The following is a 14,962-nucleotide window of genomic DNA, read 5'->3' on the forward strand; positions in this document are numbered from 1 at the left end:
TATTGAGTTCTAAAGAGTGACCGCGATCCGCCCGCAAGAGGTTCAAAAAGTGCTTCAGTCGTTTCAGAGACCGACGCCGCGAAAGCATCCTCTCAGCAAGGATCGTTTTCAGGACGAAGCCCGTTTCCTGCGCTCCTGGCTTGAACGGCCTCTGGTGATCGGGGCGGTCACGCCCTCCGGCAAGGTTCTGGCCCGGACGATGGCCTCCTTCGTGGATACCCGCCTGCCGGGACCGATTCTGGAGCTTGGCCCCGGCACCGGGCCGGTGACCGATGCCCTGGTGCGGCGCGGGGTGGCGCAGGAGCGCCTGATCCTCGTGGAATTCAACCCGGAATTCTGCCAGCTCCTGAAGCGCCGCTTCCCGCGGGCGACGATCATTCAGGGCGATGCCTACGATCTCAATGAGACCCTCGCCGGCGTGCTGAGCGAGCCTGCGGCAGCGACGGTGTCGAGCCTCCCGCTCTTCACCAAACCCATGGAACAGCGCACCGGCCTTCTCGAGACGGCGCAGTCCCTGATGCATCCGGACGCGCCCTTCATCCAGTTCACGTATGCGGTCGTGCCGCCGATTCCGGCGCGCTCGCCCTTCTACCGCACCCGCGCCTCCAACCGGATCTGGCGCAATCTCCCTCCGGCCCGCGTGTGGGTCTACAACAAGGCGACGACCCCATGAGTGACGCGATGCCCCTTTCCTCGGATTCCATTCCGGTAGGGGATGTTCGCGACAGACTCATTATCGGCCTCGATGTTCCCTCCCCCGATGAGGCGCGCGCCATCGTCAAGCGCATCGGCGATGCGGGAACGTTCTACAAGATCGGCTACCAGCTCGCTTATGCAGGCGGCTTCGAGATCGCGAGGGAATTGATCGCCGAGGGCAAGAAGGTCTTCATGGACCTCAAGCTCCATGACATCGGCAACACCGTCGAGGAGGGCGTACGCTCCGTCGCGAAACTCGGCGCAACGTTTCTCACCGTCCACGCCTATCCGCAGACCATGAGCGCAGCGGTCGCCGGCAAGGCGGGCTCGAACCTCAAGATCCTCGCGGTCACTGTTCTCACGTCCTATTCGGATCAGGATCTCGTCGAGGCGGGCTATGCCCCCGTTTCGACGGATGAGCTCGTCGCAAAGCGGGCGGGCCAGGCGCGGGATCTCGGCATCGACGGCATCGTGTGCGCGGCAACGGAGGCCGCGAAGGTGCGCGCCATCGTCGGCCCGAACCTCGCCATCGTGACACCGGGCATCCGCCCTGCCGGTTCCTCGGCTGATGACCAGAAACGCATCGTTACGCCGGGAGACGCCATCCGCGCGGGTGCAAGCCATCTCGTCGTGGCGCGCCCCATCGTGAAGGCCGCCGACCCGCGCGCGGCAGCACAAGCCATCGTCAAGGAGATGGCGGCGGCGCTCGCCTGAGTTTTTTTCAAAACCGCTGCCAGGGCAAATAAAAACCGGAACGATTTTGCGACCGCTCCGGTTCGTGTCATGTCGTCAAATCAGTTCGACAGGTTCTCGCGCACGAGGAGCGGCGTCACGCCGAACACCGCCGGATCGTCCGGATCGACGGTGACGCGCACCGCCTGCACCTGATCCGCACCCATGACCTGAAGACGCATCGCGTTCGGGATCGGCTTGAACTCGCTGTTGAGCAGCGGAACGTATTCAAAGGTGTGCTCATCGCCCTCGATCACGAGGAGCGGACGGTTGAGGGTCTTCGCGGCGCGTTCGATTCCCTTCAAGGTGTTGGCGAAGGCCGAGGCGACGGGCAGGCCGCCTGTCTTCTGGCGGATGTCGTAAGGGTTCGCCTGGAAACCGATGACCATCGCCTTCACGCCGCGCTCCGCCGCGCGCTTCACGCTGTCGTCGAGCCAGGCGATGTTGGCCTTGTCGCGCTCGAAATATTCCATCGCCGATTTCGGATTGAGCGGTTCGAAATTGTTGTTCGAGCCGACCACATGCAGCGTGACGAACATCACGCCATTCTTCTCGAAACGGACATTCTCGACGAAGGTCTTGTGCTCGGGCATCACCAGCGCCTGGCTTTCAACCGGCATCGGCTTGCGGCCGAGGGACTGGCCGGGCTTGGGATAGAACATCGAACGGACGACGGAGAGGCGCTCCAGCGGGTCGAACTTGCCGGCGGCCTCGCGATGGCAATCGGTCCACTCGTTATCGCCGGGCGTATAGACAAGCGGCCCCTCGAAGGTCGCGAATTGATCGAACACCTTCTGGAAATTCTCGTTCGAGCACTGCGAGGAGCCCGACTTGATGTCGCCGATATGGAGCGAGAAGGCCGGGCCCGACTTGTTGATCGTCGCGATCAGGCGGTCGAACTTCTCGTAATCCTTCGGCAGGTTGTAGGGCATGTCGCCGAGGGCGACGAAGTCGAACGCATTCGGCCCTGCCGCGAGGCTTTGGGTCGTGAGCGCGAGAAGGCCGAGGCAGGCCGCCTTGAGAGTCCTGAGCATCGAAAAATCCTTTGTTGGGACGAAAATTTCGATAAGTTGCGACCATCACAGCAGCATGACAGGACCGGCCTGTTTTTTGCTGACCGAGGAGAGCCCTATGCCCAAGGCCTTTGTCATCGCCCGCGTCACCGTCACCAACCCCGAGGCCTATGCCGAGTATGCCAAGGGGGCGACGGCAGCGATCAAGCAATATGGCGGACGTCCTCTGGCCCGCGGCGGCGCTTATGAGGCGCTGGAGGGCGAGGCGCGCCCGCGCAACGTCGTGATCGAGTTCGAATCGATGGAAGCAGCCCGCCGCTACTATCACTCGCCGGAATACCAGGCCGCCAAGGCCAAGCGCGACGGCGCATGCATCGCGGAATTCGTCCTCGTCGAAGGCGCCGAGTGATGGCCAAGGGCTACTGGATCGGCCGCGTCGACGTCAGCAACCCCGAGGCCTACAAGAACTACGTCGCGGCGAACGCCGCCGCGTTCTCGAAATACGGCGCGCGCTTTCTGGTGCGCGGCGGCGCTTTCGAGACGGTGGAAGGGGAAAGCCGCGCGCGCAACGTGGTGATCGAATTTCCCTCCTACGAACAGGCGCTCGCCTGCTGGCACTCCCCCGAATACAAGGCGGCGAAGGCCGAACGGTACGGCCATGCCGTGGCCGACATCATCGTTATCGAAGGATATGACGGCCCGCAGCCGGGATAAGGACTGACATCGACAAGTGCGGTGTTCTCTCCTCCCCTGTGGGGAGGGGATTTGCGAAAGACAGGAGAGAAGCATGAGCGAAATGCGACTGGCGGTCGTCGGCGCGGGCGGACGCATGGGCCGCATGCTCATCAAGGCTATCGCGGAAACCGAGGGCTGCCGTCTCGTCGGCGCAATCGCGCGCGAGGGATCCGCGCATCTCGGCCACGATGCCGGCATTCTCGCCGGGATCGGCCTTCTCGAAGTCAATGTGACGGACGATCCCCTGCCCGTTTTCGCGCAGGCCGACGGCATTCTCGATTTCACCGCCCCTGCCGCCACGCGGACTTACGCGGCGCTGGCCGCGCAGGCGCGCATCGTCCATGTCATCGGCACCACAGGCCTTCAGGACGAGGATTTCGAAAAGCTCGAAGCCGCCGCACGCCATGCGCGCATCGTCCAGTCGGGCAACATGTCGCTCGGAGTTAATCTTCTCGCGGGGCTCGTCCGCAAGGTCGCCGCGACCCTCGGCGACGATTTCGATATCGAGATTCTCGAAATGCACCACCGCATGAAGGTAGACGCGCCCTCCGGCACCGCGCTCCTTCTGGGAGAGGCGGCAGCGCAGGGGCGCAACGTCTCCCTCAAGGAGCATTCGGTGCGCATGCGCGACGGCCATACCGGCGCGCGCAAGGCGGGCGACATCGGCTTTGCCACCCTTCGCGGCGGCACGGTTGTCGGCGATCACACGGTGATGTTCGCGGGGGCCGGCGAGCGTCTCGAACTCTCTCATCGCGCCGAGGACCGCAGCATCTTCGCCCGTGGCGCGGTGCGCGCCGCGCTCTGGGCCTTCGACAAGAAGCCCGGCTACTACAGCATGGCGGACGTGCTCGGGTTGGAATAGCACCCTGAATCCTTGCCCTCATAGCCGCCATTCGCTATTCGCCTTGTCGCCGATAACCTCCAACCGGAGCCGCCTGCCATGAACCGCCTTCTCGTCCTTGCCCGCCACGGCCAGAGCGACTGGAACCTCAAGAACCTGTTCACCGGCTGGAAGGACCCTGGCCTGACCGATCTCGGCGTGGAGGAAGCCCGCGCGGCGGGACGCCGCCTGAAGGCGCTCGGCATCCAGTTCGACGTGGCCTACACGTCCGCGCTTTCGCGTGCGCAGCGCACCTGCCAGCTGATCCTGGAAGAGATCGGCCAGCCGGACCTCGCCGTCATCAAAGAGCAGGCGCTGAACGAGCGCGACTACGGCGACCTGTCGGGCCTCAACAAGGACGACGCCCGCGCCAAGTGGGGCGAGGAGCAGGTCCATGTGTGGCGCCGCTCCTATGACGTTCCGCCTCCCGGCGGCGAGAGCCTGAAGGACACCGTCGCCCGCGTGCTTCCCTACTACGTGAGCGAGATCCTGCCTCGCGTGATGCGTGGCGAGCGCGTTCTCGTGGCCGCGCACGGCAACTCCCTGCGCGCCCTCGTGATGGTGCTCGACCGCCTGAGCGCGGACACGATCCCCTCGATGGAACTCGCCACCGGCGTGCCGCTCGTCTACCGCCTCAAGGCCGACACCACTGTCGAGGACAAAAAGGTTCTCACCGCGTGATCGATATCCGCCTTCTCGACGCGAAGGCCACGCAGGCCGACCGCGCACAGCTTGCCGAGACGCTCGCCGATTGCGTCGCGGGCGGTGCGTCGGTCGGTTTCATGTGGCCCTACCCTGTCGAGGAGGCGCATCGCTGGTGGGGCGGCGTAATCGAGAAGATCGCCGCCGGCGACACGGTGCTCTTCGCCGCTTACGTGGACGGCGTTCTGAGCGGCACCGTGCAGCTCGGTCTCGACACGCCGCCGAACCAGCCTCATCGTGGCGATGTGAAAAAGCTTCTCGTTCATCGCCGCGCACGCAAGCAGGGCCTCGCAAGCCACTTGCTGACCGCGCTCGAAGAGGAAGCGCGACGCCGGAGCCTCACGCTTCTCACTCTCGACACGGTGACCGGCTCGAACGCCGAGCAGCTCTACGCCAAGCTCGGTTGGACGAAGTCCGGCATCATCCCGAATTACGCGCTGTTTCCCGATGGCAGCTTCTGCGACACGACAGTTTTCTGGAAAGTGCCCTGATCGTCGTGCCGGGATGACAACCTCTGCGCAGAGCGCCATATCGGCGTGACCATGACCGCGATCACCCTCGCCCCCGGCCTGACCTACCATCCCGATTATCTCGACCGCCTCGCGCAGCAGCGGCTGCTCGACGCGGTGCGTGACGTCACACGCGCCGCGCCACTCTTTTCGCCGCGCATGCCGCGCACGGGAAAGCCTTTCTCCGTCCGCATGACCAATTGCGGGCGGCTCGGCTGGGTGTCGGACATCGACGGTTATCGCTACCAGCCGACGCACCCCGAGACAGGTCAGCCCTGGCCCGTGATGCCGGATCAGGTGCTCAAGGCTTGGCAGGACCTGAGCGGCTATCCGCAGCCGCCCGATGCCTGCCTCATCAATTTCTATGAGCCTTCCGCTCGCATGGGATTACATCAGGACCGGGACGAGGAGGAATTCGAGGCCCCTGTCGTCTCGCTCTCCCTCGGGGAGACCGGACTCTTCCGCTATGGCAGCCTCGACCGGAAGGACCCGACCCGCTCGATCAAGCTGAAATCGGGAGACGCCATCGTGTTCGGCGGCCCCTCCCGGCTGATTTTTCACGGCATCGACCGGATCTTGCCCGGCACGTCCGATCTGTTGCCGCAGGGAGGGCGCCTCAATCTCACCTTGCGCAAGGTGAGACAGGCACTCTAGAGTTTTATGAAACGTGCGTCTGTATGAGGGGCTTGGGCAATGAGGCGTCTTGTTTTCGCGGCCTTCGGATTGGTTGTTTCCCTGCAGGCGGCAATCGCGGCCGACGCCGTTTTCCCTCCCGCATCCCGCATCGGCATCGTGCCGCCACAGGAGATGCAGCCCTCCAAGCGATTCAGCGGGTTCGAGAATCCCGACCGCGCCGCCGGCATCAGCTTCGTCGAAATGCCGCCGGAGGCTTATCCGCAGCTCGTCGCGGGCCTCACCAATGATGCCTTGAAGCGTCAGGGCATGAATGTCACCGGGCGCGAAAGCGTGAAGCTCGACGGTCGCTCCGGCATCCTCATCACCGGTAATCTCCTTGGCGGCGCAGGTGGGCGCAAATGGCTTCTCGCCCTCAAAGATCAGGGCATGACCGCCCTGCTCGTCGCGCAGATCCAGGGCGATGGCGAAGGTTACACCGACGCACAGATGCTCAAGGCCCTGAAGAGCGTTTCCTTACGCGGCCCCGTCTCCATCGAGGAGCAGTTGTCCGCCCTGCCCTTCCGCATCGGGGATCGCGGCGGATTCAGGCCGGTTCGCGTGCTCTCGGGCAATTCCGTTCTGTTCACCGAGGGGCCCAAGGACAACATTGCGGCCATCGAACAGCCGATCGTGATTCTGGCGACGTCCCTCAGCGCCCCGCCCCCGGTCGGCGAGCGCAGGGAGCAGTTTGCCCGCGCCGCGCTGAGCTCGAATCAGATTCTCAAGAACGTGACCATCGAGCGCGCAGATACCTTCCGCCTCAAGGGGCAGGAATGGCACGAGATCGTCGCCAAGGCGAACGAGGCCGTCTCGGGCGAGGCGATTGTGGTGATGCAGACGATTCGCTTTGACCCTGACCGTTACGTGCGCATGGTCGCCATGACCCGGGCTGACAGCCGTGACCGTGACCTGCCGCGCTTCCGGCACATCATCGACAGCGTCGAGGTCAACGAGTGAAGATCAGTCCCGGCTCGGAAAGGATGGCAGCGACCAACCCCTGAGCAGGGCGAGCGCGCGCAGACCAAAGGCGGCGCAGGCGCCCGTGGCGGATGCAAGGAAAGGATCGAGCCCCAGCCCCTGCAAGCCGACCATGACGCCACTGCCGAGCGCCGCCGCCGTGACGTAGATGTCCTTCTTCAGCACCAGAGGCGTCGTCGCGGCGAGAATATCCCGAATGATGCCGCCGAACGTTGCAGTAATGGTGCCGAGCACGATGGCCGACATGAACGGAACGCCCGCCGCCAGCGCCTTGCCGGTGCCCATGACGGTAAAAAGCGCCATGCCGAGGGCATCCGCCCAGAGCAGCAAAAGGCCCCGCCGCCGCCCGCCTTCGAGGGCGGCGACCCTCTGGGGCCCTAGGGCGAATACGATTTCCGCGACGATAAGGCAGACGAACACGTCCGTCGGTTTGCCCACCCAGAAGACCGGCTCGCCCAGCAGAAGGTCCCGGATGGTTCCGCCGCCGACGCCCGTCACCGTGGCGAGAAGGGCAAAGCCGAACGGGTCCATTCCCTTTCGGGCCGCCATCAGGGCCCCCGTCAATGCAAAGACGGCGACGCCGATGGCCTCGAAGGGAATGGCGTTGAGAAACGACACTTAGAGATTGATCCCGTTTCTTTGAAACACGATCAATCTCCCGATGTCTTGGTTTGCCGCATGATCCAAGGCGAACAACCGGTGCCCACTTGTTCTGATCATGCTTTAAGCGACTGAAGAACTGTCCGTGCCGTTGGCGGCCTTCGGGCCGCCCTTCGCCACGCCGACGAGGGCCGGACGCAGGACGCGCTCGCCGATCACGTAGCCGGATTGGACGACCTGAACGACCGTGCCGGACGGAACGTCCGGATTCGGCACCTCGAACATGGCCTGATGGAGATTCGGATCGAATTTCTGGCCCTGCGGGTCGAGCTGCTTCACGCCGTGACGCTCGAGCGTCTTGAGGAAATCGCGCTCCGTCAGCTCGATGCCGTCGAGAAGGCTCTTCAACGCGTCGTCCGCTTCGGTCTTTGCCTCGGCGGGCACGCTCTCGATGGCGCGACGGATATTGTCCACCACGGTCAACATGTCGCGGGCGAAATTAGCCATGCCGTAGGTCCGGGCATCGGCAACCTCGCGCTCCGTACGGCGGCGCAGGTTTTCCATTTCGGCCAGCGTGCGGAGCAGCTTGTCCTTGACGTCTTGCCGCTCGGCCTCGAGCGCAGCGATGGGATCGTGCGTGGGCTGCTCGGAAGGCTCGGCGCCGGGAACGGCGTCGTTCGCGGGCTCCTGGGAAGGGGTCTGGTTGGCGTCAGTATCGGTCGGCTTCATCGTCGATCAACTGGGGATGAGAAAAGGTTCTGGCCTCATATCAGGGTCTTGGGCTCACAAATCAAGCGCCGCGGCGCGAGGAGGGTTCCTTCTCCTCACCCTCGAACACTTTCATGAGGGCCCGCCGCACCGTGGCCTGCCGGCCCGGGTGATTGACCTTGGTTCCGGTGAGATCCGTCACATAGAACACGTCCACCGCCTTTTCGCCGAAGGTGACGATGTGGGCGGAAGCGATGTTGAGATTGAGTTTTCCCAAAGCCGTCGTGAGGTCGTAGAGAAGGCCCGGACGATCGAGCCCGGAGACCTCGATGACGGTCTGGCGATTCGACAGATCGTTGTCGATGGAAACCTCGGGCACCACCTGGAACGCCTTTGATCGCTCCTTGGCCGGGCGCTTGGTATCAACGAGATCAGCAATCTTCACCTCGCCCTTCAGCGCTTTCTCGATGGCGCTCGCGACACGTCCCGCGCGGCGTAGTTCGTCCTCGTCCCGGTCGAAGGCGCGGGAGAGCACGATGGTGTCGAGCGCCATGCCGTCCGTCGTCGTGAAGATCTGCGCATCCACAATGTTGCCGCCCGCCGCCGCGCAGGCCCCGGTGACGATGGCGAGAAGGCGCGGATGATCCGGCGAGAGAACAGTCAGTTCCGTCACGCCCCTGAACTGGTCCGTCTCGTAAGACGTCGTGACCGTGCGCCCCACCTTGTCGGCCTCGCGCACGAAACGGGCATGCTTGGCGCGCCGCGTCTCATCCGCCCGCAGCCAATAGGCCGGCGTGTGGCGCGCCGCATACGTGTCGAAGTCGCTCTGACTCCAGTTGGGTAGTTCAGTGCGCAATTTTTCCTGCGCAATGCGGATGCGCTCGGAGCGCGCAAGATCGACCACGCCGCCGCCGAGCGCGGTTTCCGTTTCCTGATAGAGCGTGCGCAGAAGCTGGCCTTTCCATCCCGTCCACACGCCGGGCCCGACAGCCTTGATGTCGGCGATGGTCAAGACGAGAAGAAGCTTCAACCGCTCCATCGTCTGCACGACGCCAGCGAAGTTCTTGATGGTGGCAGGGTCCGAAAGATCGCGGCTTTGCGCGGTGTTCGACATGAGAAGGTGATGCTCGATGAGCCACGCAACCGTATCGATTTCCGCAGCATCGAGCCCGAAGCGCGGCCCGAGTTTGCGCGCGATCACAGCGCCCGCCTCGGAGTGATCCTCTTCACGGCCCTTGGCGATATCGTGCAGCAACACGGCGACATAAAGCGCGCGTCGGTTCTTGATGGTGCCGACGACATGGTTGGCAAGCGGATGCTCTTCCGCCAGTTGCCCAGCCTCGATTTCGGCGACAACGCCGATGGACCGCAGGAGATGCTCGTCCACCGTGTAGTGGTGATACATGTTGAACTGCATCATTGCGACGATGCGCCCGAAATCGGGAATGAAGCGGCCAAGCACGCCGGCCTCATTCATGCGCCGCAGAACGACCTCCGGCGCATTGCGCGAGGTGAGGATGTCGAGAAAGAGGCGGTTGGCCTCCTTGTCGTTGCGCAGATTGTGCCCGATCAGTTTCAACGAGCGCGTGGCAAGACGCGTCGCATCCGGATGGATCGCGAGATTGTGCCTGTCCGCCAGCCAGTAGAGGCGGATCAGGTTGACCGGATCACGCTCGAAGGCATGCTCGCTGCGCACATTGATGCGATTGTTGTCGATGAAGAAATCATGCCCTTCCAGCGCGCCGCCGCGACGGCGGCGAAAGCGGCCGAGCACGCGGTCGAGCATGGGTCTGTGCTTGGTCTGCCGGGCTTCCAGTTCCGCGCAGACGATGGCCGTCAGATCGCCCACGTCCTTGGCGATGCGAAAGTAAGCTTTCATGAAGCGTTCGACCGCCGACAAGCCCGCGCGCCCGGTAAAGCCGAGGCGCTCCGCGAGCACGCGCTGCATATCGAAGGTCAGGCGCTCTTCCGCTCGCCCCGTGGCGAAATGCAAATGGCAGCGCACGCGCCACAAAAACTCCTCGCATCGCGCAAAGAGCTTGAATTCATCCGGCGTAAACAGCCCCGCCTTCACCAGCTCCGCCGGCTCGCGCACGCGATAGACGTACTTTCCGATCCAGAAGAGCGTATTGAGATCGCGAAGCCCGCCCTTGCCGTCCTTCACGTTGGGCTCGACGAGATAGCGCGATGCGCCTGCCTTGGCGACGCGCGCATCGCGCTCCTTCAGTTTCGCGTCAACGAATTCCGCCGCCGAGACGGCGACGATCTCGCGGTCGAACCGCTCGACCATATTGTCGAACAGCGCCTTGTCCCCAAACAGGAAACGCGCCTCGAGAAGCGAGGTGCGGATCGTCATATCCGCCGCGCCTTCGCGCAAGCAATCCTCAATCGAGCGGGTGGCGTGGCCGACCTTCAGCTTCAGGTCCCACAGCACGTAAAGCATCGCTTCGACGACACTCTCGCTCCAGGCCGTCTGCTTGTAGGGAAGCAGGAACAGAAGATCGACATCGGAACCCGGCGCGAGCGTGCCACGCCCGTAGCCGCCCGTCGCGACGATGGCGAGACGCTCCTCCGTCGAGGGGTTCGAGGCCGGATAGAGATGATGAACGACCGCGCCATAAATGGCTTCGACGAGCGTATCCATCTGGGCGGAAAGACGACGCGCGCAGACAAGGCCGTTCTGTCGCTCCATCAACTGCCGCTCGGCCGCCGCGCGGCCCTCGTCCAGAACGCTCTTGAGCCCCGGTACAAGGCGCGCGCGCAAGGTGGCGGCATCGCGAAGGGGCTTGTCGCCGAGTTCGCGCAAGACAGTCTCAAAGGTCTGGTTCGACATGGGCCTGGGGACGGGCTGAGCTGCGCCCTCGCTTAGTATCGTCATGGGCGCGAAGCTATGATTTTACAGGGGCCGCCTCAATAGGCGGAGGCCGTAAGAGCGCGGGGTGCGGCATTCACGGCGACAGCCCCACCGTTGCGGACTTCCTGCACGGCAAGAGCCCTGTTGTTCATGCCGTCGGCCTTGAAACGAAACACGCCGTCGGCTCCGGCGAACCCTGCCGGGTTCGTCAGCACGTCTTCCGCAAAGCGCCGGGACCCTTGGGTGCGCGTCAAAGCCGCAGCAAGCGTGACGGCATCGTAGGACAAGGTGGCAAGGCGCGTCGGATCGGTATTGAAGCGCGCGCGGTAGCGGCCCGCGAAGGCCTCGAAGCCACGGCTGTCGGGCGCTGCGAACCAACCGCCCTGCAACTGCGGCAGCGCGAACACCCGCGCCTCGTTCCAGACGCCTGTGCCGAGGGGGCGCACCCTCTGCGGGTCATAGCCGACCGTTTGCAAGGCGCGAGCAACCGCGTTCAGACCATCGGTATTGTCGGGAATGAGAAGGGAATCGGCCTGCGGCGCGCCGCCGCCGATAACGTTGGCGATGCGCTGCACGGCCCCCTGAGGCTGGCCCGCCGGATAACGCTCGATGGCGACGACCCTGAGGCCCGACCGGGCCGCCGTCTCGCGAAAGCGCGCCTCGACCACCGTGCCGTAGGTCGTTTCCGGAATCAGCGCCGCGATGGAGCGATGCCCCTGCCGCGCGGCATAGGAGACGATGCGGTCGACCTCCTCCTGCACGAGGAAGCTCAGGAGATAGATGCCGGGTCCGGCGACGCTGGCATCGGTGGAAAAGGCGATCATCGGCCGCCCCGCCTGGCGGGCGACCTGCCCGGCCCCTTGCACGGAACCGGCAAAGACCGGCCCCAGAATGAGTTCCGCCCCCTCGGCGACAGCCTGCTGCGTGGCCTCCCGCGCGCCGTCCGGGGTGCCTCTATCGTCCTTCACGAGAAGGGTGATGTCCGAGCCTTGAAAATCGCCAAGGGCGAGCTCCGCGGCGTTGCGCATGCTCTGGGCGACGATGGCCCCCTGACCGGGGCTGGAAAAGGGCAGGATCAACGCGACCCTGACATTGCCGGTGCCGATGTTCATCCCCGACGGCGCGCCTGCATACACGGGAGCGGGAGCCTGCCCCGGCATCGCCTCTTCGACCGGTTGTCCATAGGCGGGCTGCGGCGCGGCTTGCGCGGGGGCGCTCGCCACCCGGCGCGGCGGCGTCATGCTGCCGGAGCCGATGCATCCGGCGAGAAACACGGGAAGCGCCAGCGCCAGAAGGGCCACGGCACGGCTCGACAGGCCTTTGCCCTGTCGGTCAAAGCGTCGGTCAAAGCGAATGCGCACCATCGTCCACTCTCCGGCGCGGCATGGCCGTGGAGCCATGCGGGCGGTCTATCTTACGGATCCGACAAGGGTGGCGGGGAAAAGTAAATATTGTTTCCAAAGCCCGATCCGGCGAAATAGGCCGTCTCATGATCCGGGCGAACAACAGGTTTCCACTTGTTCTGATCATGCTTGAGGCTTCCCGTCCCGGAAACCTTCATGCAAAGGTAACCCGGCATGACACAGAGAATCGACAACCGCACCAAGAGGCGCTCGCCGAACGGGCAGACCAGCACGTTCACCGCCTTCGGCCTTGCCGCCGAGGTGGAGCCCCTTTCCCCTGGCCTCTATGTGGTCGCCACCCCTATCGGCAACCTGAAGGACGTGTCTTTCCGCGCGCTGAGCGTTCTGGCGGCGGCGGACGCCGTGCTTGCCGAGGATACGCGGGTGACGAAGACGCTGCTCGCCCATTACGGTATCACGACGCCTTTGGTCGCCTATCACGAGCATTCCAACGAGGCGGTGCGCGAGCGCATGGTGCTGCGCATCCGCGAGGGGCAGGCGCTGGCCCTCGTCTCCGACGCGGGAACGCCGCTCGTCTCCGACCCCGGCTACAAGCTGGTGCAGGCGGCGATCGAGGAAGGCCTGCCCGTCACCCCCATTCCAGGCCCCTCCGCTGTCCTGACGGCTCTCGTCGCCTCGGGCCTGCCGACCGACCGTTTCTTCTTCGAAGGATTCCTGCCGCCGAAAAGCGCCGCGCGGCGCACGCGCCTCGGCGAGATCGCAACGATCCCCGGCACGCTCATGCTCTTCGAAGCGCCTCACCGCCTGCCGGAAATGCTCATCGACGCAGCCGCCGTGCTCGGCGAGCGCAGGGCCGTCGTGGCGCGGGAATTGACGAAGCTGTTCGAGACCATCCGGCGCGGCACTCTGCCGGAGCTTGCCGAGCAATTCGAGAAGGAGGGTCCGCCGAAGGGCGAGATTGTCGTTCTCATCGGCGAAGCGACGAAGGAGATGCACGCGGCGGAGGCCGATGCCGCCCTCGACGGCAAGCTCGAAGCCGCGCTCAAGGCCCATTCGATCAAGGACGCCGCCGCCATCGTTTCCGCAGAGCTCGGTCTTCCGAAGCGCGATGTCTATGCGCGCGCGCTCGTGCTGGCGAAAGCCAAGGACGCATGACGAAGCCCGGCGAGCGCCGTCGCCGCACGTTTCTGCGCGGTCACCGGGCGGAGCGCATGGCCCTGCTGTTTCTTTTCCTCAAAGGCTATCGCCCCCTCGCCCGCCGTTATGCGGCGGCAGGCGGCGAGGTGGATCTCATCGTCAAGCGCGGCGACACCATCGCCTTTGTCGAGGTGAAAGCGCGGAGTGTCATGGACGATGCGCAAACCGCAATCACCGCCGTCAAGCGTCAGCGCTTTTCCCGCGCGGCGCGCGCATGGCTCTCCCGCCACGCATGGGCTGCGGACAAGACATGGCGCGCCGATGCCGTCTTCATCGCGCCGGGGAGTTTTCCGCGCCATTTAAAGGCGGCGTTCGAACTGGAGATCGACTAACCTCGTCGTTCTCACGCCACCAACCGACGCTGCTCCACCACGGCCTGACGGATGTGACGCGCAAGCTCCTGCGCGATGTGGGTCCCGCCATCTTTCGGCAAATAGAGATTGACGGAGAAGGGCGGAAGCGCCGGCAGGCCGGATTCCTTGCCGAGGATCTCAAGGCCGCTCGGAACGCTCGAACAGAGTGAAGCCATCACCGCAATATCCGCCACCGTCGTCGCCACTTGAGCTTCGCTGATCGTGACTTCGGAAATCGAGCGCCATTCAATACCGGCCTTTTGCAAAGCCTCGCGGATCGGTGCGCGGAATGCGCAATCGCTGCAGCCGATCGACACTGGCAAGGGCCGTTGCCACTGCGCTTCGCCGCCGCGCGCGCCGACCCAGACCAGACGGTCGACCAGAAGGTTTTCACCGTCCGGTCCGCATTTCAGCTCGGTCGTCAACGTGAGGTCGATCTTGCCGGCCTTCAGCAACTCGCGAAGCTCGACGCTGGACGTACACCGCAGCGAGACGCGAACCTTCGGATAGGCCTGCGCAAACCCCTTCAGAAAGGTCGGGAGATAGGTGTTGACGATGTCGCTTGGAATGCCGAGGCGAACTTCGCCCTCGTAGAGCGGTGTCGTCATCTCGGTCCAGATGTCGTCGTTGAGGGCAAGGAGCCGCTTTGCGCGACCGAACAGGCGCTCTCCCGCGCTCGTCAGCCTCAAGCCTCGCCGCTCGCGCGCGATGAGCGCTTCACCGAAGGTGTCCTCCAGGCGCTTGATCTGCTGGCTCACCGCCGCCTGGGTCAGGTTCAAGACCCCTGTCGCGGCGGTCATGCCGCCCGCATCGACGACGGCAACGAAGGCACGCAAGAGGCTGACATCGAGGTTACGGGCCATAAGACCTCTCCATAATGGATCGTTATTCTAAATATAATGAACATTCGTTTCATTTATGCAAGAGGCCGGCATATGGTCTCTTCATCGCCGCTGAAGATTGTTC

Annotated in this window: 17 protein-coding genes; 11 read left to right on the forward strand and 6 right to left on the reverse strand. The window is 64.2% G+C overall.

What is annotated here, in order from left to right:
• The first annotated feature begins 49 nt into the window (after positions 1 to 49).
• Together DQW91_RS14490 and pyrF are read left to right on the forward strand one after the other, a co-directional pair.
• Positions 50 to 673, forward strand: a complete 624-nt coding sequence (locus tag DQW91_RS14490; protein WP_112664368.1) for a class I SAM-dependent methyltransferase — start codon at positions 50 to 52, stop codon at positions 671 to 673.
• Positions 670 to 1,410, forward strand: coding sequence for an orotidine-5'-phosphate decarboxylase (pyrF, locus tag DQW91_RS14495; RefSeq protein WP_112664369.1), 741 nt, complete (start codon positions 670 to 672; stop codon positions 1,408 to 1,410). Before DQW91_RS14490 ends, pyrF begins: the two co-directional genes overlap by 4 nt.
• A gap of 80 nt (positions 1,411 to 1,490) precedes the next feature.
• Here pyrF and DQW91_RS14500 read toward each other — a convergent pair whose 3' ends face one another.
• Positions 1,491 to 2,462 carry a hypothetical protein gene (locus DQW91_RS14500; RefSeq protein WP_112664370.1) on the reverse strand — a complete coding sequence of 324 codons (972 nt, stop codon included), beginning with the start codon at positions 2,460 to 2,462 and terminating at the stop codon, positions 1,491 to 1,493.
• Between the two features lie 97 nt (positions 2,463 to 2,559).
• Here DQW91_RS14500 and DQW91_RS14505 point away from each other — a divergent pair, with 97 nt between their 5' ends.
• The 7 genes from DQW91_RS14505 to DQW91_RS14535 all read left to right on the forward strand — a co-directional run bounded on the left by DQW91_RS14505 (position 2,560) and on the right by DQW91_RS14535 (position 6,899).
• The gene (locus tag DQW91_RS14505; protein WP_112664371.1) at positions 2,560 to 2,850 is read left to right on the forward strand and encodes a DUF1330 domain-containing protein; all 291 of its coding nucleotides are present in this window, start codon (positions 2,560 to 2,562) and stop codon (positions 2,848 to 2,850) included.
• Complete coding sequence (locus DQW91_RS14510) at positions 2,850 to 3,155, forward strand: DUF1330 domain-containing protein (protein ID WP_112664372.1); 306 nt, start codon at positions 2,850 to 2,852, stop codon at positions 3,153 to 3,155. Before DQW91_RS14505 ends, DQW91_RS14510 begins: the two co-directional genes overlap by 1 nt.
• Before the next feature lie 82 nt (positions 3,156 to 3,237).
• Positions 3,238 to 4,038, forward strand: coding sequence for a 4-hydroxy-tetrahydrodipicolinate reductase (dapB, locus tag DQW91_RS14515; RefSeq protein ID WP_112664460.1), 801 nt, complete (start codon positions 3,238 to 3,240; stop codon positions 4,036 to 4,038).
• 78 nt (positions 4,039 to 4,116) lie between these two features.
• Entirely contained in the window at positions 4,117 to 4,737 is a 621-nt protein-coding gene (locus DQW91_RS14520) for a 2,3-bisphosphoglycerate-dependent phosphoglycerate mutase (RefSeq protein ID WP_112664373.1), read from the forward strand.
• The gene (locus tag DQW91_RS14525) at positions 4,734 to 5,249 is read left to right on the forward strand and encodes a GNAT family N-acetyltransferase (protein ID WP_157961459.1); all 516 of its coding nucleotides are present in this window, start codon (positions 4,734 to 4,736) and stop codon (positions 5,247 to 5,249) included. The genes DQW91_RS14520 and DQW91_RS14525 overlap by 4 nt, the downstream gene beginning before the upstream one ends.
• A 51-nt stretch (positions 5,250 to 5,300) precedes the next feature.
• Complete coding sequence (locus DQW91_RS14530; protein ID WP_112664374.1) at positions 5,301 to 5,921, forward strand: alpha-ketoglutarate-dependent dioxygenase AlkB; 621 nt, start codon at positions 5,301 to 5,303, stop codon at positions 5,919 to 5,921.
• A 39-nt stretch (positions 5,922 to 5,960) separates the two neighbouring features.
• On the forward strand, positions 5,961 to 6,899 hold the full coding sequence (locus DQW91_RS14535; protein WP_112664375.1) for a hypothetical protein: 939 nt from the start codon (positions 5,961 to 5,963) through the stop codon (positions 6,897 to 6,899).
• A gap of 3 nt (positions 6,900 to 6,902) precedes the next feature.
• Here the strand turns inward: DQW91_RS14535 and DQW91_RS14540 are convergent, their stop codons facing one another.
• The 4 genes from DQW91_RS14540 to DQW91_RS14555 all read right to left on the reverse strand — a co-directional run bounded on the left by DQW91_RS14540 (position 6,903) and on the right by DQW91_RS14555 (position 12,446).
• Positions 6,903 to 7,538, reverse strand: coding sequence for a trimeric intracellular cation channel family protein (locus tag DQW91_RS14540; RefSeq protein WP_281024041.1), 636 nt, complete (start codon positions 7,536 to 7,538; stop codon positions 6,903 to 6,905).
• 105 nt (positions 7,539 to 7,643) lie between these two features.
• Complete coding sequence (gene grpE, locus DQW91_RS14545; RefSeq protein WP_112664376.1) at positions 7,644 to 8,249, reverse strand: nucleotide exchange factor GrpE; 606 nt, start codon at positions 8,247 to 8,249, stop codon at positions 7,644 to 7,646.
• A 61-nt stretch (positions 8,250 to 8,310) separates the two neighbouring features.
• Positions 8,311 to 11,061 (reverse strand): [protein-PII] uridylyltransferase, encoded by a 2,751-nt coding sequence (locus DQW91_RS14550; protein ID WP_112664377.1) that lies wholly within the window; start codon positions 11,059 to 11,061, stop codon positions 8,311 to 8,313.
• 77 nt (positions 11,062 to 11,138) lie between these two features.
• Positions 11,139 to 12,446: a penicillin-binding protein activator gene (locus tag DQW91_RS14555; RefSeq protein ID WP_112664378.1), complete on the reverse strand. Its 1,308-nt coding sequence runs from the start codon at positions 12,444 to 12,446 to the stop codon at positions 11,139 to 11,141.
• A 213-nt stretch (positions 12,447 to 12,659) separates the two neighbouring features.
• Here DQW91_RS14555 and rsmI point away from each other — a divergent pair, with 213 nt between their 5' ends.
• A complete protein-coding gene (gene rsmI / locus DQW91_RS14560) occupies positions 12,660 to 13,601 on the forward strand; it encodes a 16S rRNA (cytidine(1402)-2'-O)-methyltransferase (RefSeq protein WP_112664379.1) in 942 nt (313 codons plus the stop codon).
• Entirely contained in the window at positions 13,598 to 13,975 is a 378-nt protein-coding gene (locus DQW91_RS14565) for a YraN family protein (RefSeq protein WP_112664380.1), read from the forward strand. The genes rsmI and DQW91_RS14565 overlap by 4 nt, the downstream gene beginning before the upstream one ends.
• 11 nt (positions 13,976 to 13,986) lie before the next feature.
• On the opposite strand, the gene DQW91_RS14570 is transcribed toward DQW91_RS14565, so the two are convergent.
• Positions 13,987 to 14,859 carry a LysR family transcriptional regulator gene (locus DQW91_RS14570; RefSeq protein WP_112664381.1) on the reverse strand — a complete coding sequence of 291 codons (873 nt, stop codon included), beginning with the start codon at positions 14,857 to 14,859 and terminating at the stop codon, positions 13,987 to 13,989.
• Positions 14,860 to 14,962 lie beyond the last annotated feature (103 nt).

The sequence above is a fragment of the Microvirga flavescens genome (assembly GCF_003290125.1).
GTDB lineage: Bacteria > Pseudomonadota > Alphaproteobacteria > Rhizobiales > Beijerinckiaceae > Microvirga > Microvirga flavescens.

What these genes read in the sequence shown, in the direction of transcription:
- pyrF (WP_112664369.1), top strand. Translation starts at nt 670, where the DNA reads ATGAGTGACGCGATGCCCCTTTCCTCGGATTCCATTCCGGTAGGGGAT.
- DQW91_RS14500 (WP_112664370.1), bottom strand. Translation starts at nt 2,462, where the DNA reads ATGCTCAGGACTCTCAAGGCGGCCTGCCTCGGCCTTCTCGCGCTCACG.
- DQW91_RS14505 (WP_112664371.1), top strand. Translation starts at nt 2,560, where the DNA reads ATGCCCAAGGCCTTTGTCATCGCCCGCGTCACCGTCACCAACCCCGAG.
- DQW91_RS14510 (WP_112664372.1), top strand. Translation starts at nt 2,850, where the DNA reads ATGGCCAAGGGCTACTGGATCGGCCGCGTCGACGTCAGCAACCCCGAG.
- dapB (WP_112664460.1), top strand. Translation starts at nt 3,238, where the DNA reads ATGCGACTGGCGGTCGTCGGCGCGGGCGGACGCATGGGCCGCATGCTC.
- DQW91_RS14520 (WP_112664373.1), top strand. Translation starts at nt 4,117, where the DNA reads ATGAACCGCCTTCTCGTCCTTGCCCGCCACGGCCAGAGCGACTGGAAC.
- DQW91_RS14530 (WP_112664374.1), top strand. Translation starts at nt 5,301, where the DNA reads ATGACCGCGATCACCCTCGCCCCCGGCCTGACCTACCATCCCGATTAT.
- DQW91_RS14535 (WP_112664375.1), top strand. Translation starts at nt 5,961, where the DNA reads ATGAGGCGTCTTGTTTTCGCGGCCTTCGGATTGGTTGTTTCCCTGCAG.
- grpE (WP_112664376.1), bottom strand. Translation starts at nt 8,249, where the DNA reads ATGAAGCCGACCGATACTGACGCCAACCAGACCCCTTCCCAGGAGCCC.
- DQW91_RS14550 (WP_112664377.1), bottom strand. Translation starts at nt 11,061, where the DNA reads ATGTCGAACCAGACCTTTGAGACTGTCTTGCGCGAACTCGGCGACAAG.
- DQW91_RS14555 (WP_112664378.1), bottom strand. Translation starts at nt 12,446, where the DNA reads ATGGTGCGCATTCGCTTTGACCGACGCTTTGACCGACAGGGCAAAGGC.
- rsmI (WP_112664379.1), top strand. Translation starts at nt 12,660, where the DNA reads ATGACACAGAGAATCGACAACCGCACCAAGAGGCGCTCGCCGAACGGG.
- DQW91_RS14565 (WP_112664380.1), top strand. Translation starts at nt 13,598, where the DNA reads ATGACGAAGCCCGGCGAGCGCCGTCGCCGCACGTTTCTGCGCGGTCAC.
- DQW91_RS14570 (WP_112664381.1), bottom strand. Translation starts at nt 14,859, where the DNA reads ATGGCCCGTAACCTCGATGTCAGCCTCTTGCGTGCCTTCGTTGCCGTC.